We start from the raw sequence: 22,858 nt of genomic DNA, 5'->3' as shown, positions 1-22,858 counted from the left end.
CATGGAGCCCGCACAGCGACGCAAGATCATCCATATCGACATGGACGCCTTTTTCGCATCGGTCGAACAGCGCGACAATCCGGAGCTTCGCGGCAAGCCGGTCGCCGTCGGCGGTTCGAGCCAACGGGGCGTCGTCGCCGCGGCAAGCTATGAGGCGCGCGCATTCGGCGTGCGCTCGGCGATGCCCTCGGTCACGGCGCGACGGAAATGTCCCGAGCTGATTTTCGTCAAGCCGCGTTTCGACGTCTACCGCGCGGTCTCGGACGAGATGCGCGCGATCTTCGCCGAATATACGCCGATCATCGAGCCCCTATCGCTCGATGAAGCCTATCTCGATGTGAGCGAAACTCTGAATGGCGCCCTGTCGGCGACCGAGATCGCGCAGCAGATCCGCGCGAAAATCCGCGAGCGGACGAATCTCACAGCGTCCGCCGGCGTCTCCTACAACAAGTTTCTGGCCAAGCTCGCCTCGGATCATCGCAAGCCCGACGGATTGTTTGTGATCACGCCGAAGATGGGGCCCGCCTTTGTCGAGCCGTTGCCGGTGCGAAAATTTCATGGCGTCGGTCCGGCGACCGCGGCCAAGATGAAGCGGCTTGGGATCGAGACCGGGTTCGATTTGAAGGCGCAGTCTCTGGCCTTCATGCAACAGCAATTCGGCAAAGCCGGACCCTATTATTATGGCGTCGCGCGCGGCGTCGACGAAAGGCCGGTTCGCGCCCATCGCATTCGGAAATCCGTCGGCGCCGAAAACACATTTTTCGCCGATCTCTTCACCTTTGAAGCGGCGCGCGAGGCGATGGAACCGATCGTCGACAAGGTCTGGCGCCATTGCGAGACCGCGGGCGCGCATGGCCGCACGCTGACCCTCAAAGTCAAATATGCCGATTTTCAGCAGATCACCCGGAGCCGGACCGGCATGACGCCGTTTGCGACGCGCGCCGAGCTCGAACGCCAAAGCCTCGATCTCCTCGCCCCGCTGTTTCCCTGCGACAAGGGCGTCCGGCTTCTCGGCGTGTCATTGTCCTCGCTGGATTTCGCGCAGGAGAGCGAGACGCTCCAATTGAGCCTCGGCTTGTAGGCGGCGCGATCGATCCGTGTAGCGTTTACACATATTGATTGCGCAACACGCCGACGCCGTCGATCGCAACCTCGATCGTGGTCCCGGATTTCATCGGCAACACGCCAAGCGACGTGCCGCAGGCGATGATGTCCCCCGCCTCCAGAGTCATGTCATGCGAGATGCGGCTGACCAGCTCCGCCGGCGCAAAGATCGCATCATCTAATCCATAGTTCTGCCGCTCGCGTCCATTGACCAATGTGCGGACCCTCAAGGCCATCGGATCGAGCCCGGTCGCCACTACAGGGCCAAACACGCCAAAGGTGTCGAAGTTCTTGGCCCGGGTCCATTGCGGAAAGGACGGGTCGCGTTGCAGCAGCTCCAGCGCAGTGACGTCGTTGACGCAGGTGTAGCCAAAAATATATTCGCCGGCGGACTCAACAGGGACAGCCGTGCACGTCTTTCCGATGACGACGCCGAGTTCGCCCTCGTAGAAGACGCGGCCGTCATAAGCGCCAGGCGCCCGGATCTGCTGGCCATGGGCGTTGAAGGAGTTGGGCGTCTTGATGAAATAGAGCGGCTCGGCCGGAATCGCCCAACCGTTCTTTTCCGCCGCGGCGTGAAAATTGTTCCACAGCGCCACCATTTTGGTTGGCGAGGTCGGCGTCAGCCAATGCGCCTCGGCCACAGGCACGATCTCGCCGGTCGCCGCGCCGCTGTCGAACAGATCGCCCTCATGGAGAAAGATGGCGTCTCCCTCGACGACGCCGATGCGGGCCTGGCCGCCATAGTCGATCCGCGCCCAAAGCGTCATTCGCGCCTCCCCATAAAATTTTCGCGTCGCGAAATCACCGATAGTGACGAAAACGCCGGCTGTCACGTCACGGTTCAGCTTGCCGCCGAACAGCGGCGCGTCAACTGTCCGAAAAGCCGAAAGGCGCGCTGGCGCGACGGTAATCGTCGGGGAGCACCTGCCGGCCGATCAGCGGCGCCGATCGCGCGGTGCAATTGGTGCGGTGGCAGAGACGGCAGGTGACGCCGATTGGCGTCGCCGCAACGGCGCTGAAGTCCGGCTGGTCCTGCGTATAAATCAGCTGGCCGGCGTGTTCGGCGGCGCAGCCAAGCGCGATGGCGCGCTCGACGCGCTGCGCGCCATAGGCGCCTCCCCCGGCCGTCACCGTGCGGGCGATCGAGAAGAACCGCTGACCGTCGGGCAATTCCAGCCATTGGGTGACGATCTGGCGCGGCGTGCGGAACACATTGTGGATCGACCAGAGCGGGCAGGCGCCGCCATGGCGGGCAAAGGGAAAGCCGGCGCCGTCCAGCCGCTTCGACACATTGCCGGCCGGATCGACCCGGATAAAAAAGAACGGCACCCGCTCCTGCCCCGGCTTCTGCAACGTGGTCAGCCGATGCGCGGTCTGCTCGAAGCTAGCGCCGAACTGGCGCGCCAGCGCCTCGACATCGTAGCGCCGCGCTTCGACCGCCCTGGCGAAGGCGGAATAGGGCATGATCAAAGCGGCGGCGGCGTAGCTCGCCAGCGCCCGCCGCGTCAGGCGCTCGCCGCTTTGCGTGGCGAAGCTGCCTTCCCGCAGCACGGCGTCGATCTCGTCCGACATTTCGAGATAGATCAACTGAAGCGCCAGCTGGAAGGTCTGGCTTGCCGCGTCCAGCGAATCGTCGAGCAGGATCTCGTCGCGATGGCGGTCGAGCCGCCGCGTTGAACCGACCATGACCTCGGAGGGCAGACGCCGGACGCCCAGATGGTGCCGGGCGCGCAAATGGCCGATGACGCCGGCGCGTCCGCTCACGGTCTGGGCGAGGCGCTCGGCGGCGTTGTCGAGGCCCGGAAAACTATTGCGGCGGGCAGCGAGAAAGCGCCTGGCTTCAGCGACAGGGTCCGGCGCATCCGCGCCCCGGTCTGCGCCGCCACGGCTCTCGGCGCCGCGATCGGCCAGCGCCAGCTGTTCTTCCTTATAGGCCGAATAAAGCCGCAGCAGCGCTTCCGTGACGCCGGGGTAGCTGGTGGCGACGTCCTCGGTTTCGAGCGGGGGCAGATCGATGTCCGAGAACATCGGATCTTTCAGGACGGTTTGAAGACGGCCGGTATATTCGGCGGCGCTGTCTCCGGCGAGATCGCTCATGTCGATCTTATAAGTGCGGGCGAGGCGCAGCAGCATGTCGGCGGTCAAGGGGCGCTGATTGCGCTCCAGCAAGGCGACATAAGAGGCTGAAATATCGAGATCCGTAGCCATATTAGCCTGAGTGAGGCCAAGATCCCGGCGCAGCCGGCGCAGGCGGGGCCCCATAAAGACGGGGCGGACATTGGGCATTTTAGAGGCTCCGCGCTGTTTCGAAGGCTCTGCGTTTGCTGGCCTCGCGCTCCATGTACAATCTTTACATCATTACAATCATTTTTTGTAAAGTATGACATCTTTGCTTCGCTCCCTCTGCACAGAGAGGGATTTGCTGTGGTAGGGGTGCCTCACAAATGTCTTCGACTGAACAAGGCAGACGCAAATGACCTATCAAGGCCCGATCAAGACGGCGCAACCGGGTGATTATCAAAAAAATATCACAGAGGTGAAGCAGCTCATCGAGAGCTATAAGGGAACCTGGGACGGCATCGATCCCGAAGCTGTGGCCCGCATGCGTCTGCAGAACCGCTTCCAGACCGGCCTCGACATCGCCAGATATACCGCCGCGATCATGCGCAAAGACATGGCCGCCTATGACGCCGATTCGGCCCTTTACACCCAGTCGCTAGGCGTCTGGCACGGGTTTATCGCCCAGCAAAAGATGATTTCGATCAAGAAGCATTTCGGCACGACGGATCGCCGCTATCTCTATCTGTCCGGCTGGATGGTCGCTGCGCTGCGGTCGGAATTCGGCCCCCTGCCCGACCAGTCGATGCATGAAAAGACCTCGGTCCCGGCCCTGATCGAAGAGCTTTACACCTTCCTGCGTCAGGCCGACGCCCGCGAACTCGGCGGCATTTTCCGCGCCCTCGATGCCGCCCGCAAGGCTGGCGACAAGGCCAAGGCGCAGGAGCTGCTGGCGGCTGCGGAAAACCATCAGACGCATGTCGTCCCGATCATCGCGGATATCGACGCCGGCTTCGGCAACGCCGAGGCGACGTATCTCCTCGCCAAGAAAATGATCGAGGCGGGCGCCTGCGCGCTCCAGATCGAAAATCAGGTGTCCGACGAAAAGCAGTGCGGCCATCAGGACGGCAAAGTCACCGTGCCGCATGAGGTCTTCCTCGCTAAGGTGCGCGCCTGCCGCTACGCCTTCCTTGAACTTGGCGTCGAAGACGGCATCATCGTCACCCGCACCGATTCGCTCGGCGCCGGCCTCACCCAGCAGATCGCCGTCAGCCATGCGCCGGGCGATCTGGGCGACCAGTACAATTCCTTCCTCGACTGCGAGGAAGTCGCGCCCGGCGACGCCCATAATGGCGACGTCATCATCAACCGCAACGGCAAGCTGCTGCGGCCGAAGCGCCTCGCCAGCAACCTCTACCAGTTCCGTTCCGGCACGGGCGCCGATCGTTGCGTGCTCGACTGCATCACCTCGCTGCAGAACGGCGCCGACCTTTTGTGGATCGAGACCGAAAAGCCCCATGTCGAGCAGATCGCCAGCATGGTCGACCGCATCCGCGCGGTGATCCCCAACGCCAAGCTCGTCTACAACAATTCGCCGTCTTTCAACTGGACGTTGAATTTCCGCTGGCAGGTCTATGACGCCTGGAAGGCGGAAGGCAAAGACGTGTCGACCTATGATCGCGCCGCTCTCATGAGCGTCGATTATGACGGCACGCCTCTGGCCAGCGAAGCCGATGAGCGCATCCGCACCTTCCAGGCGGACGGCGCGAAGCGGGCGGGCATTTTCCACCATCTCATCACGCTGCCGACCTATCACACCGCCGCTCTCTCCACCGACAATCTGGCGAAGGAGTATTTTGGCGCGCAGGGCATGCTTGGCTACGTCCTCGGCGTTCAGCGTCAGGAGATCCGTCAGGGCATCGCCTGCGTCAAACATCAGAACATGGCGGGCTCGGACCTCGGCGACGATCACAAGGAATATTTCGCCGGCGAGGCGGCGCTGAAGGCCGGCGGCGCGCACAACACGATGAACCAGTTCGGCTAACAAGCCGGCTCTAAAATCGAGACGAGCGATTTGCGGCCCGGAGCTTCACGCTCCGGGCCGCTTTGCGTTGAGGACCGCCTCAAGCCGCGACACGCGCGCGCATCGACAGGCGGGCGTCGCGCAGGGTGAGCACGAAACCCGAGGCGACGAGGCAGAGCGCGCCAGCGACAAAGAACGCCGGCAGATAGCTCGCATAAGCGGTGCGGCTGAAACCCGCGCCATAAGCGGCGGAGGCCGCGCCGAGCTGGTGGCCGGCGAAAATCCAGCCGAAGACGAGGTTGGCCTTGTCGCCGAAGCGATCCGCCGCGAGCTTGATCGTCGGCGGCACCGTCGCGACCCAGTCAAGGCCGTAGAACACGGCGAACAGCGACAGGCCGTAAAAGGTGAAATCGGTAAAGGGCAGATACAGCAGCGAAAGGCCGCGCAGGCCATAATACCAGAACAGCAGCCACCGGCTGTCGTAGCGGTCGGAGAGCCAGCCCGAGCCTACGGTGCCTGCGAAGTCGAACACGCCGATCATCGCGAGCACGCTCGCCGCCGTCACCGCAGCCATGCCATAGTCGCCGCACAGTGAAATAAAATGCGTCTGGACGAGGCCGTTGGTGCTGGCGCCGCAGACGAAGAAGGCGCCGAACAGCACCCAGAATGTGTGCGAGCGCGACGCTTCCTTCAGCGCGAGCAAGGGCGACGCTAGCATGAAGCCGAGACTTGCCGGCTCGGCGGGCGGCGGGGACGACGGCGCTCGCCCCATAGGGAGCAAGGCCGACGTCGGCGGGCCAGTCGCGCATCAGCACGAGCGCCGCGAGCGCCGCCAGCAGCAGCGCCGCGAGCACGAAGACGAGCGCGCCGCGCCAGCCGATCGTTTCGGTGAGCTCGGCAAGCAGCGGCAGGAACGCCAATTGTCCTGTCGCGGCGCTGGCGGTCAGCAGGCCCAGCACCAGCCCCCGGCGGGCCGAAAACCAGCGCGTCGCCACGGTCGCGGCGAACACCATGGCGGTGAGGCCTGTGCCGACGCCGACCATCACGCCCCAAAACAAGAGAAGATGCCAAAGCTTTGTCATCACGAAAGAGCCGAGGACGCCGACAGCAATCAGCGTCAAGGCGGCGGCGGCGACCCGCCGCAGGCCGAAATGGTTCATAAAAGCGGCGGCGAAGGGGCCAATGAGCCCAAACAGGATGAGCCGGACGGCGAGCGCTGTGGAGATGTCAGCGGTCGCCCAGCCGAACTCCTTTTGCAGTGGCCCGATCAGCACGCCCGGCGCGCCGACGGCGCCCGCAGTCACCAGCATCGTCAGGAAGGTCGCCGCGGCGACGGCCCAACCATAGTGGACGCCGCGCCGCGCAAGCGCCGCCGCCAGGGGCGATGTTGCCGCGGGCGGCGGCGCAGGCGTCTCATTCGCGAGGGTCATTCTTCAGCCTCCGTCTGCGGGCAGATACCCGTAATAGGACAAAAATTAGAGATTGTTCAGGACAGACCGCAATTCGCGCGCCGCGCCGTCACCGATACGATCCTCGAGCATGCGCTGCACGCCGCCCCACAGCGGGGCGCCGTCCTCCAGCACGCGGCGCCCGTGCTCCGTGATCGACACGCTCGCCTCTCGCTGATCCTCGCCACGCCCGAGTTGCAGGAGCCCCATTCGCTCCAGCACCCGCACATTGCGGCCGATCGTCGAGCGATCGAGCTCGGTGCGCCGGGCAAGCTCGGTCAGATCGACCGGCTCGCTGCGGGCGACGGAGCGCAGAAGCGCGAATTGGGCGATGTTCACGCCGACCGGCTCCAGCGCCGCGTCATAGAGCGCGGCGACCTTTCGCGTCGCACGGCGAAGAGATGTGCAGTAGCATTCCGAAGCCATAATACGGGCATATACCCTTTATATCGCCGACGCAAGCCGGTCACCCTGCTTTCGCGGCCTCACCTCGCTTGAGGTCGGCGCTAGGCGGACTGAATGCCGTCAGTCAAGATAAGATCATTTTATCGGGACCGCCTCGATCAATTCATCGGAGGCAGGCGGCCACAGCGTCTGGATGACTATGACGCTCAATGCGCCGCGATGGTGATCTCGGCTGTCTCAACGCCGGAAATCGATATGACCTCACGAAGCATGATCTCGGACCGGGCGACGCCTCTGAGACGGCAGAAATCGCGGATGCAGGCGTTCAGCACGCCGTCGCGCGCGTCATCGTCGAACGCTGAGAGAGGAATGATGATGCGGGTCGGCTGGTTAGACTGCATGGCTTCTCTCCGAAACTAGAACTCGAGCCGCTTGAAACTTGGCCATCGAAATCACGTTGAGACCCGCGCCAACCAACTTAGCCCTGCGGCTTTTTCTGTTTCGCTTGCGGCATAAAGCGGCGACCCAGGCGGTCATGGCGCTGGCGACTTTCGCAGCATCAGCGTCGCCATTCTCGGCTTTGATCCCGATGCTGACGAGAGCCTGGCGCCAACCCGGAATCAAATGGTCGTCAAGGTAACTCTGTAAATCGGGGTCGATTGCCAAATTCGGTTTGCGCGCAATGAATTGGATCAAGTCCTGAGCCATTTTATTTCCCATCGACAGCTTTCGACGAGCAGGCCCTAGGCGCTGCGAGCGAGGCGTCATCATGATATGTGATGAATAAACGCACTTCGTAGTTGTTAGTTGCGCGTGTTTGGCTCTATTTTTCGCGGACGCGGCGAAAATGACGGCTGATCTCGACTGAGCTCAGCAGCGCTCACGGGCACAGCGGCGGAGCGCTTGCGAATGACCTCATGATTCGCGCCAACCTCGCCTAAACCGTCCATCCAGGACCCTATCGCATCGCGGCCGCGCGCCGGCTGCTTTGGCTGGCGGGCGCGCAATGCTTAAACGGGAGCCGGTTGTACGGCTCCCGTTTTGCAAAAAGGGATGGGGTATGTCGGGGAACGCCGCGCCCCTCCGGGAGGCCTGACCGCTAAGCTGCAGGCGCATTCAGCGCGGGCAATGCTCGTTCAGACCTGCGCCTCTGGAGCTTTGCAGCGGTGGACCAGCCAACGATTCCGATGAGATAACCAATCTGCAGGAGCGTCAGAAAGAGCGCGGCGTATAATGCAGCGTGAGAAAAACGTTCTCCCGCGAAAGTGGCGGCCAAGACCGTGGCGATGGCTACGAGCGCGCATGACGGAACGAGGATGTAGGCTTTAAAATTGCAACCGAGGATAATTCCAAATATTAAAGCTGCAAGTGAGAGAATATACATTGAAGCCGCCCTTCAGGGGTTCATAAATATTTCTAAACCCACTCGGTCGGGTTGTAGTAGCTCAATAACGTCGCCAAAGTTAATCTGGTTCCTTTTTGTTTCATCGCGGCACAGTTTTATTTGATTTTTACTGCACTGCAAAAATATTTGCCCGTATTGGTTGTGATTTACATGAGATTTCGCTTGGACAGCGCCCAAGCTTTGCTACGGTTAGGAAGTAAATTAGCCAGCAACGGCCTGTTGGCTTTGACGCCGTGAGGGCCGCAAGTTCTGCTTCCGCTTGACTTTCGCTGGCTCCCGACAGCGCTCGCGGTCCCTGTCTGGCTCGTTTGACGGCGGACCCTTATCGACCAGCGCCTTTATGCCGAAATGCTCGATGCCTCCGAGCGCTCCAGGCTCGATTTACCGCCAATCGGAATGTCGGCCTCGACAATCACGCCTTGGCGGGATGCGCGATTGCGAATGGTCACAACTCCGCCGACCGAACGGACACGCTCCTGCATGCCGGCAAGTCCAAACCCGTTCGGCCCCCGATCCTTCGAAAAGCCGCTGCCGTCATCTTCCACGACGATTCGGATCCGCTGCTCAAGGATCTTTATCCGCACATCGATCCTTGCCGGCTGGCCATGCCGTATCGCATTGCTGAGACTTTCCTGAACGACGCGAAAGACGACAGCGTCGAGCGGCAGCCCTATTCGCTCTTCCGTGACGTCTACGCCGAAGGATAATTCGGGGCGCCGCGCTTTCCAGAAGCCGATCAGATTGTCAATCGCGCCGGCAAGGCCGAGATCCAGCAAGGCGCCGGGGGCAAGGCGGCGCAGAACGTCCCTTAAATGCCTCTGCATATGACGCACCGCGTCGGAGATCGCGTCCGCGCGGGGGCCGACCTGGTCGCCCATCCCCGTCTGAAGAAACTGCCGGATCATCGCGGCGTCCGCGCCGACCGAGAATAGAAACGGCGCGACCTCGTCGTGCAGATCGCGCGCCAGCTCCGCGCGCTCTTCCTCCTGCACATTGACAATCTGCTCATGCAGCGCGCGGTTCTGCGTGGTCATCCCCTCAAGCCGCGCCGCCATGATATTGAATCCGTATCGAAGCGGCTCAAGCTCTCGATAAGCCAAAGGCGCGACGCGCGTCGCATAGTCGCCGCCGCCAATCCCGGAAAAGGCGTCGCATACGTCGCGCAACGGGCTCAGCGCCGTCCGGATGGTCCAGAACGCCAGCGCAAGGACCAGGGTAAAGAAAACCGCCATGATGATCAGGGTGAGGCGGAAATCGCTCCAGGCCTCTGCCACCTCATTATGGGGGTCGGCCTCAAGCGTCATGCCGCCGATGGAATGAAACGCGAACGGCAGGTCGAGCTGCGTCCGCAGCGGCTCTGCCGCTGTGACGAGACGGTAGAACCAGCTTGGCGCCGGGTCATCTGGCGCCAGCAACTGCGAACGCGCGAGGACCTCGCCATGAGGCCCGAAAAGCGTCGCGCGCAAATGCCGGTCGCCGTTGAAATCATCAACGACCAGCCGCAGCCGCTTCGCGGGATCAATCGCCTCCTCGCGATCGTCGACGGCGTTGCCGGCCGTATGCAAGCCGACCGACATGGCCGCCTGCATCTCCGTGCGAACCTTATCGAGGACATGCTCATAGGTGAGCGCAGAGCCAAAGGCGAGGCTCACAATCAGGACGATGGTAAGGGATGCGACCAGGCGGCTTTGGATCGACATGGAAAGCCTCAGAGCGGGCCAGACAATCGCAGCACATCTTTAAACATCGAACTGAGCGCAGACCCTCTAACACGGCAATTGCGACGCGGCCCCAGAGCCGCGCCGCAGACCAGGTTCAAAAAGTAACTTTGAATCCGCCGTAGACCGACAGAGGTTGCGCCACAGTCACCGCTCGCGCGTCGCCGATGCCGCCATTTTCCGGATTATTGTTGAACAGAGTGGCGTTGACATTCCCGCCGCTCGTGTCGGTACCGTAAAACGTTCCAAATGTCGCGTATCTGTGATTGGTCACATTGTTGATCAATCCGAACAGCTGGATTTGCTCGGTCGCCTGATATGTGGCCCGCAGATTCACATAATAGTAAGCGGGAAGCTTCGGATTGAGATTGGAATCATCGCCCGTGTAATACTGGTCCCCGACGACGACCGCCTCCGCCGTCACCTTGAATTGCGGGGTCACGGCATAGGTCACGCCAAACTTGCCGAGATTGCTCGGAATGCCGGGAATGCGATTGCCCGGCCGGACGAAAATATTACCGTCGTCGTCAGCGAAAGGATTATTCGGAGACGAGAAGGTGCCGTTGAATTGATAAGTCGCGTCAACATGGGCGTAATTGGCGTAAAGGCTCACCGGCCCATAGTTATACTGAAGGCTAAGTTCCGCGCCCTGCCGCAAGGTTTCCGGCACATTGGTAAAGAATCCCTGCCCCGAGATTTCGCTCGCCTCGTTGACGATGTCATTGGTGCTCGTGATATGAAATACGCCGGCGTTGTAAACCAATGTGCCGTAGCCATTTGGTATCGTCAGCGTGCCGCGGGCGCCTCCTTCGAAGGTGTGCGAGACGACCTGCTGCAGCGGCGGGTCTGATACAAGCGCGGTCTCGAGAACGCAAGGCAGCGCCGGGTTGGAGCACTGGCTTTCGAGCGGCGTCGGCGCCCTGTTTGCTTCAGAGTAGCCGCCATAGAAGGTCAAGGCCGGCGAGGCCGTGTAGGTGAAACCCACGACCGGGTTGATGCGATTATAGCTGGCATTGGAGTTGAGGTCGGGAGACTGGCCGCTGACGTCCGAAAGCCCGATATTGGCGACGTTGAACCTTGCTCCAGCCGTTACGGCGAATTCATTGGTGATGTTCAGGGTGTCGAGGGCAAAAAGGCCAAAATAGGTCGCCGATCCATGCACCCAGACCGGCGCGAAGCCGACATTGCCTTCGGTCTGGAGAACGGCTTGCGAGCCCGGAAAGCCCGTGAACAAATTCTGGAAACTCGGATCAAGCTGACCGAGCGTCGTCGTCGACGAGAAATGCGTATAGCTCTGGTCGACGCTGCCGCCGACAACAAAATAATTGGTGTGATCGAAGAGCTTGTCCTTGTTTGTCAGCTGCTCCTGCGCGCCAAATGTCTGCGTATGCGTGGCGGTGAAGGCGGTCGTTCCATAGGGGAAGTCGTCGCCGAGGAACGGGATCGGCTGGCCGTGATTGGTGAATTGATAATCGTTCGGATTGTGGCCGAAGAATGCGCCATCGTTGGAAAGGCAGGCGTTGCCGTCCGTGCCCCCCTGATCGCCGCAGTTCGCGATATCGGCGTCGTTGCCGTCGACGTGATACTGGTCGAACTGACGGTAATAGAAATTGCTCGCCAGGGACCATGTCGGCGTCAGGTCGAAACGGCCGGTAATCTGAACCAGACCCGCCTGATTATTGGTCGTCTGCGGCGTCGTGAAAACGGAGTTATACTGCTGGTCTACGAGCACCAGGGGCGTGGTGCCCTGAACGCCGAGCCAGGTGCGGCTGAAGGCGCCAATCGCATGGAATTCGGAATCCTGCGTGCGGTAGCCGAGATCGGCGTAAGCGCGTTGCAGATTTTGCGCTCCGAAGGGGCGATAGCCATCATCGCGCAAAGCGTCGGTCGCGAAATAAATACTGTAGTCGCCGACCTGCTTGCCATATTGCACGCTGCCGTAAAGGCGCCCGTATGAGCCGCCGAGAACCTGAGCCTCGCCGCCATGATAGGTGAAGCCGTTCTTCATCGTAAAATTGATGGCGCCGCCGAGCGCGTTCAATCCGAAGATCGGATTGTTTGTAAAGACGTCGACGCGGTCGATCGCGATCGGAGAAATAAGATCGAGATTTGTGCTGTCTCCGAACGCCTCGTTGATGCGCACGCCATTCTGATAAACAGCGAGTCCTTGCGCCGTCCCCGATATGCGGGACGTGTCGAAGCCGCGATAAAACAGATCCGGGGAGAGGTCGGTCCCGTCGACGTTGATCCCTATCGCCGCCGGCACATGGGCCGTGATCGCATCCGCGACAGCGGGAGATTTCTTATCCTCGAATTGCTGCGACGTCACAGTCGATACGAATGCGGGAACCTTGTCTTTGTCGATGCTGCTCGCGCCTGGCACCGGCGTCGGCGACACAACAATAACGTCCGGCAATACAAGGGTGTTTCCGTCGCCGTCCTGGGCTTGAGCCGCGCCGATAATCGCAGCGCCGCCGACCGCCGAGGCGACAATGAACGACCTAGCTGTTCTGGCGTCCACGAGACTTTCCTTCCGGTTTCGTTCTGGCGCCAGCATTGTGGAAGAAGGCTTTCCTTGCCGGCGCTTGATAGGGCGATAGAACGTTAATGCAGCGTCTTTCAAGCGCAACGCCGAAAAAGACGATTTCAAATTCTGGATAAAGGGAGTTGCAATTATATTACGATCAAAACGTATAGGCGTGGACAAGTCATTCATGCGCGAGATGTTGGCCCGCGCAGCGATGGAATAATCCTTCTCGCCGCAGGATTATTCCCTTCCGGACCGGGTAGCATACATTGTTGATTGATATCGATCTTAAATGACTGCCTTTGATCAGATCGGGCGCCCTTTTTGGATTCGGCTTGGCCATTGTTTTCGTGCGAGTTGGGTCCGAGCGCGTCCCTTGTCAGAAAAGCAACCGTGGTCTTGCCGGCGGGAATATTTTCCCGATTTTTCGGGAAAACCGGCTCTATCGCCCTTGTTGGATTGCGCTACTGTTCCGGTCGTTCGGATCGAGGGCAGCAAAGCGAGAGAGTCGCTTTGATAAAACAATGCCGATGATTTCGTGACGCCTTGGGAGGAGCTAATGAATTTACGGAAAAGTTTACCGTGGCGCGCGGCCTTCGCCGGTTTGGCGATGGCGTCGCTGTCGGGCGCCGCCTGGGCCGGCTCCGATGAAGAAATCATAAAGAACAGCAAGAATCCGGATCTCTGGCCGGGGATGGGGCAAAATCTCGGCCTGCAGCGTCACAGCGAATTGAAGGACATCAACAAGGACAACGTCAGCAATCTTCAGATGTCCTGGTCGCAATCCTCGGGAGCTCTGCGCGGACACGAAGGGCAGCCAGTCGTTGTCGACGTCGGCGGAAAGCCGATGATGTTTTTCGTCAGCGCTTGGCCGAACATCGTGCAGGCGCTCGATCTTTCGGACCCCGACAATCCGGTTCAGGTCTGGTCCTACAACAAGGGGACCGATCGCGATGTGTCCGCCGTGCCGCGCGCCTGCTGCGACGTGGTCAACCGCGGCGTGAACTACGCCGATGGCAAGCTGCTGTTCAACACGCTGGACGGCTTCCTCATCGCGCTCGACGCCAAGACCGGCCAAGAATTGTGGGTCGTCAAGCACGCCTTTCCCGAACATGGCGAGACGGTGACGAGCGCGCCGTTGATCGCCAAGGACAAGGTGATCGTCGGCTTCGGCGGCGATGAATTCGCTGCGCGCGGACGGCTCGAAGCCTATGACCTCGCGACCGGCGACCTCGCCTGGCGGTGCCAGAGCAATGGGACGGACAAGGACGTCTGCCTGACCCCCGACACCAACAAGGCGCATCCCGAACATGGGACTTATGGCCACGATATCGGCCTCTCGAGCTATCCCGGCGACGAGTGGAAGCGTGGCGGCGGGTCGCCCTGGGCCTGGTACAGCTATGATCCCGAGCTCGGCCTTGTTTACGCCTCCACCGGCAACCCGGGGAACTGGAGCCCGACGACGCGTTGCGGCGCCGACACGGATGCGGAATGCAATTCAGGCAAATGGGACAACAAATGGTCGATGACGATCTTCGCCCGCAAGGTCGACACCGGCGAAGTCGTCTGGGCCTACCAGATGACGCCTTTCGATCAATGGGACTATGACGGCGTCAACGAGAATATCCTTGTCGACATGCCGAATGTCGACGGCAAGCCCGTCAAGGCGCTTGTGCACTTCGATCGCAACGGCTTCGCCTATGTCCTCGATCGGACAGACGGCAATCTCCTGCGCGCCCACAAATTCGTCACCGTAAACTGGGCCGAAAAAGTCGATCTCAAGACCGGACGGCCGGTCAAGGTGCCGGAGCACTCACCCTTCAAGATCGGCGTCAACACGCAGGCCTGTCCCTCGGCGATGGGCGGCAAGGATCAGCAGCCGGCTTCGGTCGACCCCAAGGATCCAACCAATTTCTATGTGCCGACGAACAATTGGTGCATGGAAGATGAGCCCCAGGCCCGCACCCATACGCAGCAGGGCACGGTTTATGTCTTCGCCAATGTCTACATGTATCCGGAAAAGCCGGGAGTGACGGGCAAGCTCAAGAAGTTCGACGTGCTGACCGGCAAGACCGCCTGGGAGGTCCCGGACGCCTATCCGAACTGGAGCGGCACGCTGAACACGGCGGGCGGCCTCGTCTTCTACGGAAGCCTTAACGGCGACTTCCGCGCCGTCGACCGCGATAACGGCAAAGTGCTTTGGCAGCGCAAGCTCGGCTCCGGCATCATCGGCAACCCGATCGCTTACAAGATCAAGGGCCATGAATATATCTCGGTGTTCGCGGGCATCGGCGGCTGGATCGGCCTGCCGGCGGTGGCGGGCCTCGATCTCGAAGACAAGTTCGGCGCGATCGGTTCGACGGCTCTGACCAAGGTCATCGGACTGAACAAGATCCCGCAGGGCGGCGCCCTCTATACGTTCCGAGTGCCGGACAAGGAGGCCACAGCCCACTAGCACACATCCCGTTCCTCCTCCGGACACCCTGCTCGCTCCCCGAGCACTGAGCAGGGTGTTTTTTCTTTTTCAGTGGCGAACGGTTCTCTCCGCGATGAAAGCTTTGATCTCTCCCGCCCTTGTTGGCGCGTTGTTGGCGGGCTTGCCAGCGTCGCGCGCGCTGGCTCAGGCGGCGCCCAACAACAAGCCTTTCGAAGAATTCAGCCAGATCGAGCGCGACGCCGCGAAAGCCGCCGCGCGCAAGGCGCATTTCTCGTCGTTTCGAGTCTGCGGCGATCCGGGAAACATGCCATTCTCGAATCTGGCGGAAGAAGGACTCGAGAATAAAATCGCAAACGTCATCGCAAAGGCGCTTGGGACGAGGGCGACCTACTTCTGGCGCCCCTATATCGAACGGGGCATGACGCGCCAGACCTTCGACACCAATGACTGCGATATATTGATGAATGTGCCGGCGGGCTATGAATCCGCGCTGACGACCTTTCCGCTGTACCGGAGCACTTATGTCTTCGCCTCGCGCAAGGATCGCGCTTATGACTTCAAAGGCCTCTCCGATCCGCGGTTGAAGACGCTTCAGATTGGAGTCTACGAACTCTCCGCGGCGCGTCAGTCGCTCGCCGATCATGGCGTCGTCAACAATGTCCACGTTCATGAGGTTTCTCATGACGGCGATCTGACGCCGGAGCATCAGCCGTGGCGTCAAGTCCAGGAGGTCGCCGACGGAAAGCTCGACGTCGCGGCGGTGTGGGGACCCTTTGCGGGCTGGGCGCTCGCGCAAGGCGCGCCGCTGGCGATCCAGCCGACCAATCTGATGGACGATGTCATTCCGATGGAATTCGATATCGCCATTGGCGTGCGCAAGACAGATGCGATCGCCAAATACGCTATCGAAAACGCTCTCAATGCGCACAAGGATGAAATCCGGAAAATCCTCGAGGATTATCGCGTGCCCCTCGTGGAATGCTCGGATTGCCTCGTGCCGGGAACGATAAAGGCGCATGGAATCTATACCGCGCCGATGGTTTCCGCCGAGGAGATGGAGAAACTGCGCCGGGAGAGGCCCGCAGTCACGCGCAAACAGCTCGACGATTGGCTGGCCGACGGCGCCGACGTCGACGGCGAATTCGATAATGCTGTGTTGGCGTCGGACAATAAGCGGCTGGAGTATTTGCTCGGTAAAGGCGCCGACATAAACAAGCGGGATCCTCAGGGCTACACGCCATTGACCGCGGCCGTTCGCCTCGGAGCGCTTTCGACGACGGAATTTCTTCTCGATCATGGCGCCGATGTCGAGGCGGCGGACAGCGACGGATGGACGCCGCTGCTGCACGCCATCCTGCGCAACGACGCGCCCGGGATCCAATTGCTGCTGTCGCATGGCGCAAATGTGGAGGCGTCGGCGCCCGGCGGGTTCACGCCGGTTGCTGTCGCGATCGAGGAAAAGAAATATGATGCGGCCAAAGCCCTGGTCGATAGCGGCGCGAAGGTCGATCAACCTGTCGGCGCCAAGAAGATAACGCCGTTGATGATCGCGGCGAGCGAGCCGCCGCCGGAGAGCCGCGTCCAGAAACTGACGCAGTCCTTGAATTCGGTCGAGATCGCGCGCGCGCTCATCGCCAAGGGCGCAAATGTGAACGCGGTCAGCGTCGATGGCGTGACGGCGCTAATGATCGCGGCTGCGCGCGACAATGCGCCGATGATCGGCCTTTTGATTCAGGCCTCGGCTGCCGCCGACATGAAAAGCTCAGATGGCGAAACAGCGCGCGAGATCGCGGTCAAGAACGGCGGGACGTCGGCGGCGCGGATGCTCGATCTCTTCGCCAAGACCTCGACGAAATGAGACGCCGGCGCCGCGTCTTACCGCCGGGTCGCTTTACCAAACTCACCGGAGAGGAGGATTGTAAATGATGAGGCAGCTGTTGCTTGTCGCCGCGACCTTGGCGTTCGCTTGCGCGGCGTCCCGAGCTGATCCAGCGGCGCCGGCGAGCGAGGCCGCGCCTGCAGGACCTGCGAACCAGCGTCAGCCTTCCTTAGCCGATCCCGAGAAGAGCCCCTCCGCGCTTCTTCCGAAATCAGAGGTCACGGGAAAAACGCCGGCGGACGTCGTCGCGGCGGCGCCGTTGGCTACCATCAACAATCCTTATACCGGGCAGGCCGATAAGATCGAAGCCGGCAAAGCCGTATTTCAGGGTATGGGCTGCCCAGGTTGCCATGGCGGAAATGGCGGCGGCGGCATGTGTCCGCCCCTGACCAATGAAACCTGGGTGTACGGAAGCGACGATGACACGCTGTTTCGTCTAATCACGCTCGGGTCGGACGGCTTACAGAAAAAAGGATTTATCCGCGTCGGCATGGAGAATATTGTTGGTCCGATGCCGCCCTTCGGCCAACTCATCCAAAGTGATGAACAGCTCTTCGAGCTGTTGGCCTATCTTCGCACATTGTACAGAGGGTCTCAAAAACGGGTGAATTGGTGAGGCTTCGGCGCTTGCGTTTAGAGGGCGCCTTTGTCGCGGCGCTGCTTTGCGGAGGGCTTTGCTTGTCAATCGACATAGGACCTGCTTTTGCGCTTGACCAGCCGGAAAACGCCAGCGCGCCGCCTGCCTCCAGCGAGATAAAGATCCTGTACCTGGCGGGGGATTATCCGAAGGCCGAATATTTGTCTTTATTGCAGAGTCAGCCTGGAGACGATGGCAAAGCGGGCGCGCTTCTGGCGCTAGGCGAGATCAACATCACCGGAAAATTCCTCGGATTTTCATTTGCCATGGACGTCGTCACGCTTGAGCGAGGCGCCGACGTCACGGGAAAGGCGCATGGCCTTCTAGACAAATATAGCGTGGTGGTCGCCGACCTCAACGCGCCGGATCTTCTAGCGCTGGCCAATGCTCCCGCCGCCCAGCATGCGCTTATCTTCGACATACATACCAGCGACGACGCGTTGCGGCAGGGGAAATGCGCACGGAATGTCTTTCACATTCTGCCAAGCACGGCGATGCGAGCCGACGCCCTGGGGCAATATCTGGCGAAGAAAGGCTGGCGGCGATGGTTTGTTCTGCACGGGCCGAGCGCCGAAGACGCCGCCTTTGCCGCCGACATCCATCGTGCGGCGTCCCGCTTCGGCGGCAAGGTCGTCGAGGATCGGGCCTATAATTATGACGCCGGGTCGCGCCGCGTGGACACCGGCTACCAACAGATCGCGACACAAATGCCGCTGGCGACGCAGGGCGCGCCGGCTCACGATGTGGTGATTGTCGCTGACTCGGCCGACCTCTTTGGCGATTATCTCCCTTACAACACATTTGAGCCGCGGCCGATCGTCGGCACGCAGGGACTATCTCCGGTCGCCTGGCATCCGGCGTTTCAGGAATATTCGGCGTTGCAGATGCAGCATCGCTTTGAACTCGCGGCGCATCGCAAAATGACCGAGCGCGACTATGCCGGATGGCTGGCGGTTCGCGCCATCGGCGAAGCGGTCATTCGCTCCGGAAAAGCAAATCCGGTGGATCTGGCCGAGTTCCTACGCTCCGACGCGTTCGGAGTAGCGGGTTTCAAGGGGCAGGCGCTGACATTCCGTCGCTGGGATCAGCAGCTGCGACAGCCGGTCCTTCTGGCCAGCGCTCTAATGGTAGTCACGATATCGCCACAGGATGGCTTCCTGCATCCAAAATTCTTCACTGACACCCTCGGATATGACGAGCCGGAGACGAAATGTCATTTCGCTCAATAAGGCTTCTTTGCGTTGCCGGCGCCTTTATCTGCCTCTCGGCCGCAAGCAGCGCGGCGTGGGCCAGCCGGATCTTCGTGAGCAACGAGCGCGATAACACGATCACCGTCCTCGACGGCGTCAGTTTGTCGACGATCAAGACGATTCCGGTCGGACAGCGTCCGCGCGGCATTGTCATTACCCCTGACGGGCGTGAAGTGCTCGTCTGCAATGGCGATTCCGGCGACATCTCGGTCATTGACGCGGATAAGCTCGAAGTATCGCGCACGATCGATGCCGGACCGGATCCCGAGACGCTGGCGCTGTCGCCAAAAGGAGACATCATTTACGTCTCTAATGAAGATGATTCCATGGTGACGATGCTGGAGCGCGAGACCGGAAAAGTTCTAGCGAAGGTTCCAGTCGGCATCGAGCCTGAAGGCCTCGCCGTCAGCGCCGACGGCAAAACCATTGTCGATGTCTCGGAGTCGACCAGCATGGCGCATTTCATCGACGCGTCGGCGCGGATGGTCGTCGCCAATGTCCTTGTCGATACACGTCCGCGCATTGCAGAATATACCCACGACGGCAGAGAGGTGTGGGTGACGTCGGAGGTGGGGGGGACGGTCGCGATCATTGATTCCGACGAGCATGTGGTCAAGCACAAGATCAATTTCGAAGTGGCCGGAATACGGAAGGAGCTGATCTCGCCTGTGGGTCTTCGGTTCAGTCTCGACGGCAAGCTTGCGTTCGTCGCGCTCGGCCGGGCCAACCGGGTCGCGGTGATCGACGTAGCGAGCTTGAAAGTTATAAAATATCTGCTGGTCGGCGATCGCGTCTGGCAGCTCGCGCTAAACCTGGACGGCAAGACGCTTTACGCTGCAAACGGACTGACCAACGATCTGTCGGTGATCGACGTTGATAATCTGAAAGTCGTGCGATCCGTTCCCGTCGGCCGTTTGCCTTGGGGCATTGCGATCAGCCCTTGAAGCGAACGAGGGCGGATCGGAGGAGTTTAAAAGGAGTCGCCTGCCGCTCCTGAAGATCACGCTAAGAAGCGTGCATCTCAACGGCGAGTCGGATCAAATCACTGGTGCGCTGAACGAGAAGCTTGTGCTTCATCGCCGTGCACGTGTTGGCGATGGTCTTGTAGGAAACGCCGAGCGTGTCGGCGATCGCCGAAAGGCTTTTGCCTTTGGCGAGAAGGCGCATGATGTCAAGTTCACGCGCCGAAAGCGACTTGCCCGGATCTTGCGAGCCAAAAACATTGAGCGCGAGATCGGCCGCAAGTTCGCGTTCGATATAGCGGCCGCCTCCCATCACCTGGTGAATTGCCTCGACGAACTCCTCGGCGCTGGCGCCTTTGCTGATATAGCCTCTCGCGCCGGACTGCAGCGCGCGCGCAACATAGAGCGTCACGGTGTGCATCGAGAAGATCAGCACGCGCGCTCTTGGATCTTCGATCAGCAGCCGCTTCAGCAGCTCGAGCCCGCCAGTTCCCGGAAGATTGAGATCGAGAATGACTATATCGGGACGCGTGGAGCGATAGATCGACAAGGCCTCGAGCGTCGTTCCAGCTTCGAGCAGCTCGACCGACTCCACGAAGACCGACAGCAAGCGACGCACGCCTTCGCGGACGACAATATGATCATCGACAAGCAACACTTTCATCGCCGGATCACGCGACAGTTGCAGGTCCTCAAGCCAATGAGCGCCGCCGATTGCGATCGACCAAGAACGCGAGGACAAACCATGCCAGCCTCCTTGAGGCGCCGGGTTGGGCCAATGTCGCCTTTCTTCAGCGGCTGTTTGGAAATTGGGTTCTCCTCATCCTGAGGAGCCATCTCGTGAGGGATGGCATGTCGCCCTTCGACAAGCTCGGGATGAGAGGATGCTTTCAGGGGGAGCCTCCTCACCATGAGCGCTTTGCAAGAAATCGGGTTTTTTCCAAACGGACACTCAGCGAGGTAACGCCAACAGCGCCGCCTATAAGGTAATACGCTTCATATTAACGCTAGACGCTCCCGGTTCAAGTCTCACAGGACTTGCAAATCTAACGGGGACTTAATTTTGGCCAGCTTAACGAAAGAGCACAGGAACAAATCTATGTTTCCTGGAAGACTATTGGACTATTATTTGAGAGAATTTCCTTACGAGAGCGTCTGACGAAACTCCCGAAGGGCGCCGTCAAGCCGCTACGCGCCATGATCGCCGACGGTTCTGCGCTGGCTTTTCCAAACTGGCGGTGCCTGCTGAAACCGTAAGCTCGCTTGCGCTGCAAATCAGACGATAGGAAAAAACTCCTTTTTTTCGCGCGCATGCTCTAAATTGCAGCCAGTGTGAAATTCAATGGATCCCGGACGTATGAACGAAATGCCCAAGCCGCTTTCCGATCAGCGCCATCCAAAGGCTGGCGCGACGCGCCCCGCGCATCCAAATCCGTGGCTGAAGCTCGGCCTCGAAATCGGGCCCTTGGCTCTGTTCTTCTTCGCCAATGCGCGGCCGCAGCTGTTTCATCCCCTGGTCGCGCCGTTTTTACCGCCCGCGCTGCTGGCGGGCGAGCAGGCGGGTCTTTTTACCGCAACCTTGGTGCTGATCGTCGCCGTTCTCGTGGCGCTCGTCATTTCCTATGCAATGACGCGGCGCATTCCGGCCGTTCCGCTGATCACCGCGGCGCTGGCCATCGCCTTCGGCGCGCTGACGCTTTATTTGCACGACGCGACCTTCATCAAGATGAAGCCGACGATTCTTTACATCTGCTTTAGCGCCGCGCTGCTGATCGGAATGGCGATCGGCCGCCCCGTGCTGCCGATCCTGTTCGACCATGCCATGAGCCTCAGCGAGCGTGGCTGGCGGCTGCTGACCTGGCGCTGGGCCGGATTTTTCCTCGTGCTGGCTGGCCTCAATGAGATCGTCTGGCGCACGCAATCCACCGACGTCTGGGTCGCCTTCAAATTCCCGGGCCTGTTCATCCTGGTGCTTTTGTTCACCTTCGCCCAGCTGCCTTTCATCATGCGCAACCGGCTCGACGAAGAAGAAGCCGCCAAAGCCCCCGAGCATTTTTGAGGAAACAGGCTCGCTCGGCAGGATGCTTCGAACACCGGGAATTGATCGCCATTTATGATTTTGGATAATTTCAATCCAAAATCATCGTAATTTAACTTGAGACGAACGCCGCAACTTTGTCTGGAGTTCGCCGATTCCGCAGTGCAGCAAAGGTTAGGCCCTCCTGCCGCCGCGCGTACTCACGCTTGATGCTCTGGGCAATGTCCCTTTCAATATTTGGCGACGACGGCTGCGGGCGCGAGGGGCGGCCATTTGTAGCTGAAGCCGACCTGAAGCTGGTTCTGCGTCGAGCTATGACTCTGGGATACCGTCGGATAGGCGATCGGCCCATCGCTAAAATAGCCGAACCTTGTGTAGCGATACTCTGCCCTCACCGACCAATTGTCATTGACGGCGAATTCGACGCCTCCGCCGATCGTCCAGCCCGCCTTGGTCGTCGAAAAACTGCTCCTGCTTCCAAAGATATTGTAGTCGTTGTGAATCCAACCGTAAGCGAGACCTCCCGTCGCGTAGAGCAGCGTGCGATCCAAGGCGTAGCCGAGGCGACCGCGAACCGTTCCCTGCACCGGCGATTGCGTATAGGGAAAGTACAAATTGTTGAAGAGCGGCGTCGACATCTTCGACAGCGTCGTTCCGTTGACGTCTCCTTCAAGGCCAATCACGAAATTCTGGATCTGCCAATTGTTGCCGATATGCGCGCCGCCGATCGCTCCTTGCGTCTGCGTCGAAGTTGAGGCGGTCTGTATCGTCGGCGATAGGGGGAAGCCGCCGGTCACATTGCCGGAATCGGAACCCCAACCGTAGCCGACCTGACCGCCGAGATAAAATCCGGCCCAGGTCAAGGGCGGAGGCGATGGCGGCGGCTCAGCGGCAAGGGAGGGACCAGCGAGCGCGAGCAGACCGGCCAAAGCCGACAAGGGAGTCTTAAACATTTCTATTCTCC

The 22,858-nt window shown here is 60.4% G+C and carries 18 protein-coding genes and 1 pseudogene; 8 read left to right on the top strand and 11 right to left on the bottom strand.

The window, feature by feature from the left end; all coding sequences use genetic code 11:
• The first annotated feature begins 1 nt into the window (after position 1).
• Positions 2–1,081 carry a DNA polymerase IV gene (dinB, locus tag MSIL_RS16095; protein WP_012592137.1) on the top strand — a complete coding sequence of 360 codons (1,080 nt, stop codon included), beginning with the start codon at positions 2–4 and terminating at the stop codon, positions 1,079–1,081.
• Between the two features lie 25 nt (positions 1,082–1,106).
• Here the strand turns inward: dinB and MSIL_RS16090 are convergent, their stop codons facing one another.
• Both MSIL_RS16090 and MSIL_RS16085 read right to left on the bottom strand, forming a co-directional pair.
• Positions 1,107–1,874, bottom strand: a complete 768-nt coding sequence (locus tag MSIL_RS16090; protein WP_012592136.1) for a fumarylacetoacetate hydrolase family protein — start codon at positions 1,872–1,874, stop codon at positions 1,107–1,109.
• A gap of 100 nt (positions 1,875–1,974) precedes the next feature.
• Positions 1,975–3,393 (bottom strand): helix-turn-helix domain-containing protein, encoded by a 1,419-nt coding sequence (locus MSIL_RS16085; protein ID WP_012592135.1) that lies wholly within the window; start codon positions 3,391–3,393, stop codon positions 1,975–1,977.
• Positions 3,394–3,580: 187 nt separating this feature from the next.
• Between MSIL_RS16085 and MSIL_RS16080 the strand changes: the two genes are divergently transcribed.
• A complete protein-coding gene (locus tag MSIL_RS16080) occupies positions 3,581–5,209 on the top strand; it encodes an isocitrate lyase (protein WP_012592134.1) in 1,629 nt (542 codons plus the stop codon).
• Between the two features lie 79 nt (positions 5,210–5,288).
• On the opposite strand, the pseudogene MSIL_RS16075 reads toward MSIL_RS16080, so the two are convergent.
• The 7 genes and pseudogenes from MSIL_RS16075 to MSIL_RS16045 all read right to left on the bottom strand — a co-directional run bounded on the left by MSIL_RS16075 (position 5,289) and on the right by MSIL_RS16045 (position 12,685).
• Positions 5,289–6,618: pseudogene (locus tag MSIL_RS16075) on the bottom strand (MFS transporter).
• 45 nt (positions 6,619–6,663) lie between these two features.
• Positions 6,664–7,062 carry a MarR family winged helix-turn-helix transcriptional regulator gene (locus MSIL_RS16070; protein ID WP_012592133.1) on the bottom strand — a complete coding sequence of 133 codons (399 nt, stop codon included), beginning with the start codon at positions 7,060–7,062 and terminating at the stop codon, positions 6,664–6,666.
• A gap of 185 nt (positions 7,063–7,247) precedes the next feature.
• A complete protein-coding gene (locus MSIL_RS16065; RefSeq protein ID WP_012592132.1) occupies positions 7,248–7,442 on the bottom strand; it encodes a hypothetical protein in 195 nt (64 codons plus the stop codon).
• Positions 7,432–7,749 (bottom strand): hypothetical protein, encoded by a 318-nt coding sequence (locus MSIL_RS16060; protein WP_012592131.1) that lies wholly within the window; start codon positions 7,747–7,749, stop codon positions 7,432–7,434. Before MSIL_RS16060 ends, MSIL_RS16065 begins: the two co-directional genes overlap by 11 nt.
• Before the next feature lie 391 nt (positions 7,750–8,140).
• Complete coding sequence (locus MSIL_RS16055; protein ID WP_012592130.1) at positions 8,141–8,425, bottom strand: hypothetical protein; 285 nt, start codon at positions 8,423–8,425, stop codon at positions 8,141–8,143.
• 359 nt (positions 8,426–8,784) lie between these two features.
• The gene (locus tag MSIL_RS16050; RefSeq protein ID WP_012592129.1) at positions 8,785–10,146 is read right to left on the bottom strand and encodes an ATP-binding protein; all 1,362 of its coding nucleotides are present in this window, start codon (positions 10,144–10,146) and stop codon (positions 8,785–8,787) included.
• 115 nt (positions 10,147–10,261) lie between these two features.
• On the bottom strand, positions 10,262–12,685 hold the full coding sequence (locus MSIL_RS16045) for a TonB-dependent receptor (RefSeq protein WP_012592128.1): 2,424 nt from the start codon (positions 12,683–12,685) through the stop codon (positions 10,262–10,264).
• Between the two features lie 565 nt (positions 12,686–13,250).
• Between MSIL_RS16045 and MSIL_RS16040 the strand changes: the two genes are divergently transcribed.
• From MSIL_RS16040 to MSIL_RS16020, 5 genes are all read left to right on the top strand, one after another.
• Positions 13,251–15,146: a methanol/ethanol family PQQ-dependent dehydrogenase gene (locus MSIL_RS16040; protein WP_012592127.1), complete on the top strand. Its 1,896-nt coding sequence runs from the start codon at positions 13,251–13,253 to the stop codon at positions 15,144–15,146.
• Positions 15,147–15,279: 133 nt separating this feature from the next.
• On the top strand, positions 15,280–16,986 hold the full coding sequence (locus MSIL_RS16035; protein WP_244406157.1) for a quinoprotein dehydrogenase-associated putative ABC transporter substrate-binding protein: 1,707 nt from the start codon (positions 15,280–15,282) through the stop codon (positions 16,984–16,986).
• 64 nt (positions 16,987–17,050) lie between these two features.
• A complete protein-coding gene (locus MSIL_RS16030) occupies positions 17,051–17,623 on the top strand; it encodes a c-type cytochrome (RefSeq protein ID WP_012592125.1) in 573 nt (190 codons plus the stop codon).
• 62 nt (positions 17,624–17,685) lie between these two features.
• On the top strand, positions 17,686–18,873 hold the full coding sequence (locus MSIL_RS16025) for an ABC transporter substrate-binding protein (RefSeq protein ID WP_244406156.1): 1,188 nt from the start codon (positions 17,686–17,688) through the stop codon (positions 18,871–18,873).
• Positions 18,855–19,838 (top strand): PQQ-dependent catabolism-associated beta-propeller protein, encoded by a 984-nt coding sequence (locus MSIL_RS16020; RefSeq protein ID WP_012592123.1) that lies wholly within the window; start codon positions 18,855–18,857, stop codon positions 19,836–19,838. The genes MSIL_RS16025 and MSIL_RS16020 overlap by 19 nt, the downstream gene beginning before the upstream one ends.
• Positions 19,839–19,899: 61 nt before the next feature.
• On the opposite strand, the gene MSIL_RS16015 is transcribed toward MSIL_RS16020, so the two are convergent.
• The gene (locus MSIL_RS16015) at positions 19,900–20,598 is read right to left on the bottom strand and encodes a response regulator (protein ID WP_012592122.1); all 699 of its coding nucleotides are present in this window, start codon (positions 20,596–20,598) and stop codon (positions 19,900–19,902) included.
• Between the two features lie 615 nt (positions 20,599–21,213).
• Between MSIL_RS16015 and MSIL_RS16010 the strand changes: the two genes are divergently transcribed.
• A complete protein-coding gene (locus tag MSIL_RS16010) occupies positions 21,214–21,915 on the top strand; it encodes a septation protein A (RefSeq protein ID WP_012592121.1) in 702 nt (233 codons plus the stop codon).
• Positions 21,916–22,124: 209 nt separating this feature from the next.
• Here MSIL_RS16010 and MSIL_RS16005 read toward each other — a convergent pair whose 3' ends face one another.
• Positions 22,125–22,847, bottom strand: coding sequence for an outer membrane protein (locus MSIL_RS16005; RefSeq protein WP_012592120.1), 723 nt, complete (start codon positions 22,845–22,847; stop codon positions 22,125–22,127).
• Positions 22,848–22,858: the final 11 nt, after the last annotated feature.

Origin of the sequence: Methylocella silvestris BL2, assembly GCF_000021745.1 — a bacterium.
GTDB classification, from domain to species: Bacteria; Pseudomonadota; Alphaproteobacteria; order Rhizobiales; family Beijerinckiaceae; genus Methylocapsa; species Methylocapsa silvestris.
This window is presented reverse-complemented; position numbering and strand designations above follow the sequence as displayed.

Bases quoted from the DNA above. Each gene is read 5' to 3' on its own strand.
- MSIL_RS16050 (WP_012592129.1), bottom strand. From the start codon at position 10,146: ATGTCGATCCAAAGCCGCCTGGTCGCATCCCTTACCATCGTCCTGATT.
- MSIL_RS16030 (WP_012592125.1), top strand. From the start codon at position 17,051: ATGATGAGGCAGCTGTTGCTTGTCGCCGCGACCTTGGCGTTCGCTTGC.
- MSIL_RS16020 (WP_012592123.1), top strand. From the start codon at position 18,855: ATGTCATTTCGCTCAATAAGGCTTCTTTGCGTTGCCGGCGCCTTTATC.
- MSIL_RS16090 (WP_012592136.1), bottom strand. From the start codon at position 1,874: ATGACGCTTTGGGCGCGGATCGACTATGGCGGCCAGGCCCGCATCGGC.
- MSIL_RS16080 (WP_012592134.1), top strand. From the start codon at position 3,581: ATGACCTATCAAGGCCCGATCAAGACGGCGCAACCGGGTGATTATCAA.
- MSIL_RS16055 (WP_012592130.1), bottom strand. From the start codon at position 8,425: ATGTATATTCTCTCACTTGCAGCTTTAATATTTGGAATTATCCTCGGT.
- MSIL_RS16070 (WP_012592133.1), bottom strand. From the start codon at position 7,062: ATGGCTTCGGAATGCTACTGCACATCTCTTCGCCGTGCGACGCGAAAG.
- MSIL_RS16005 (WP_012592120.1), bottom strand. From the start codon at position 22,847: ATGTTTAAGACTCCCTTGTCGGCTTTGGCCGGTCTGCTCGCGCTCGCT.
- MSIL_RS16010 (WP_012592121.1), top strand. From the start codon at position 21,214: ATGAACGAAATGCCCAAGCCGCTTTCCGATCAGCGCCATCCAAAGGCT.
- MSIL_RS16065 (WP_012592132.1), bottom strand. From the start codon at position 7,442: ATGCAGTCTAACCAGCCGACCCGCATCATCATTCCTCTCTCAGCGTTC.
- MSIL_RS16040 (WP_012592127.1), top strand. From the start codon at position 13,251: ATGAATTTACGGAAAAGTTTACCGTGGCGCGCGGCCTTCGCCGGTTTG.
- MSIL_RS16085 (WP_012592135.1), bottom strand. From the start codon at position 3,393: ATGCCCAATGTCCGCCCCGTCTTTATGGGGCCCCGCCTGCGCCGGCTG.
- dinB (WP_012592137.1), top strand. From the start codon at position 2: ATGGAGCCCGCACAGCGACGCAAGATCATCCATATCGACATGGACGCC.
- MSIL_RS16060 (WP_012592131.1), bottom strand. From the start codon at position 7,749: ATGGCTCAGGACTTGATCCAATTCATTGCGCGCAAACCGAATTTGGCA.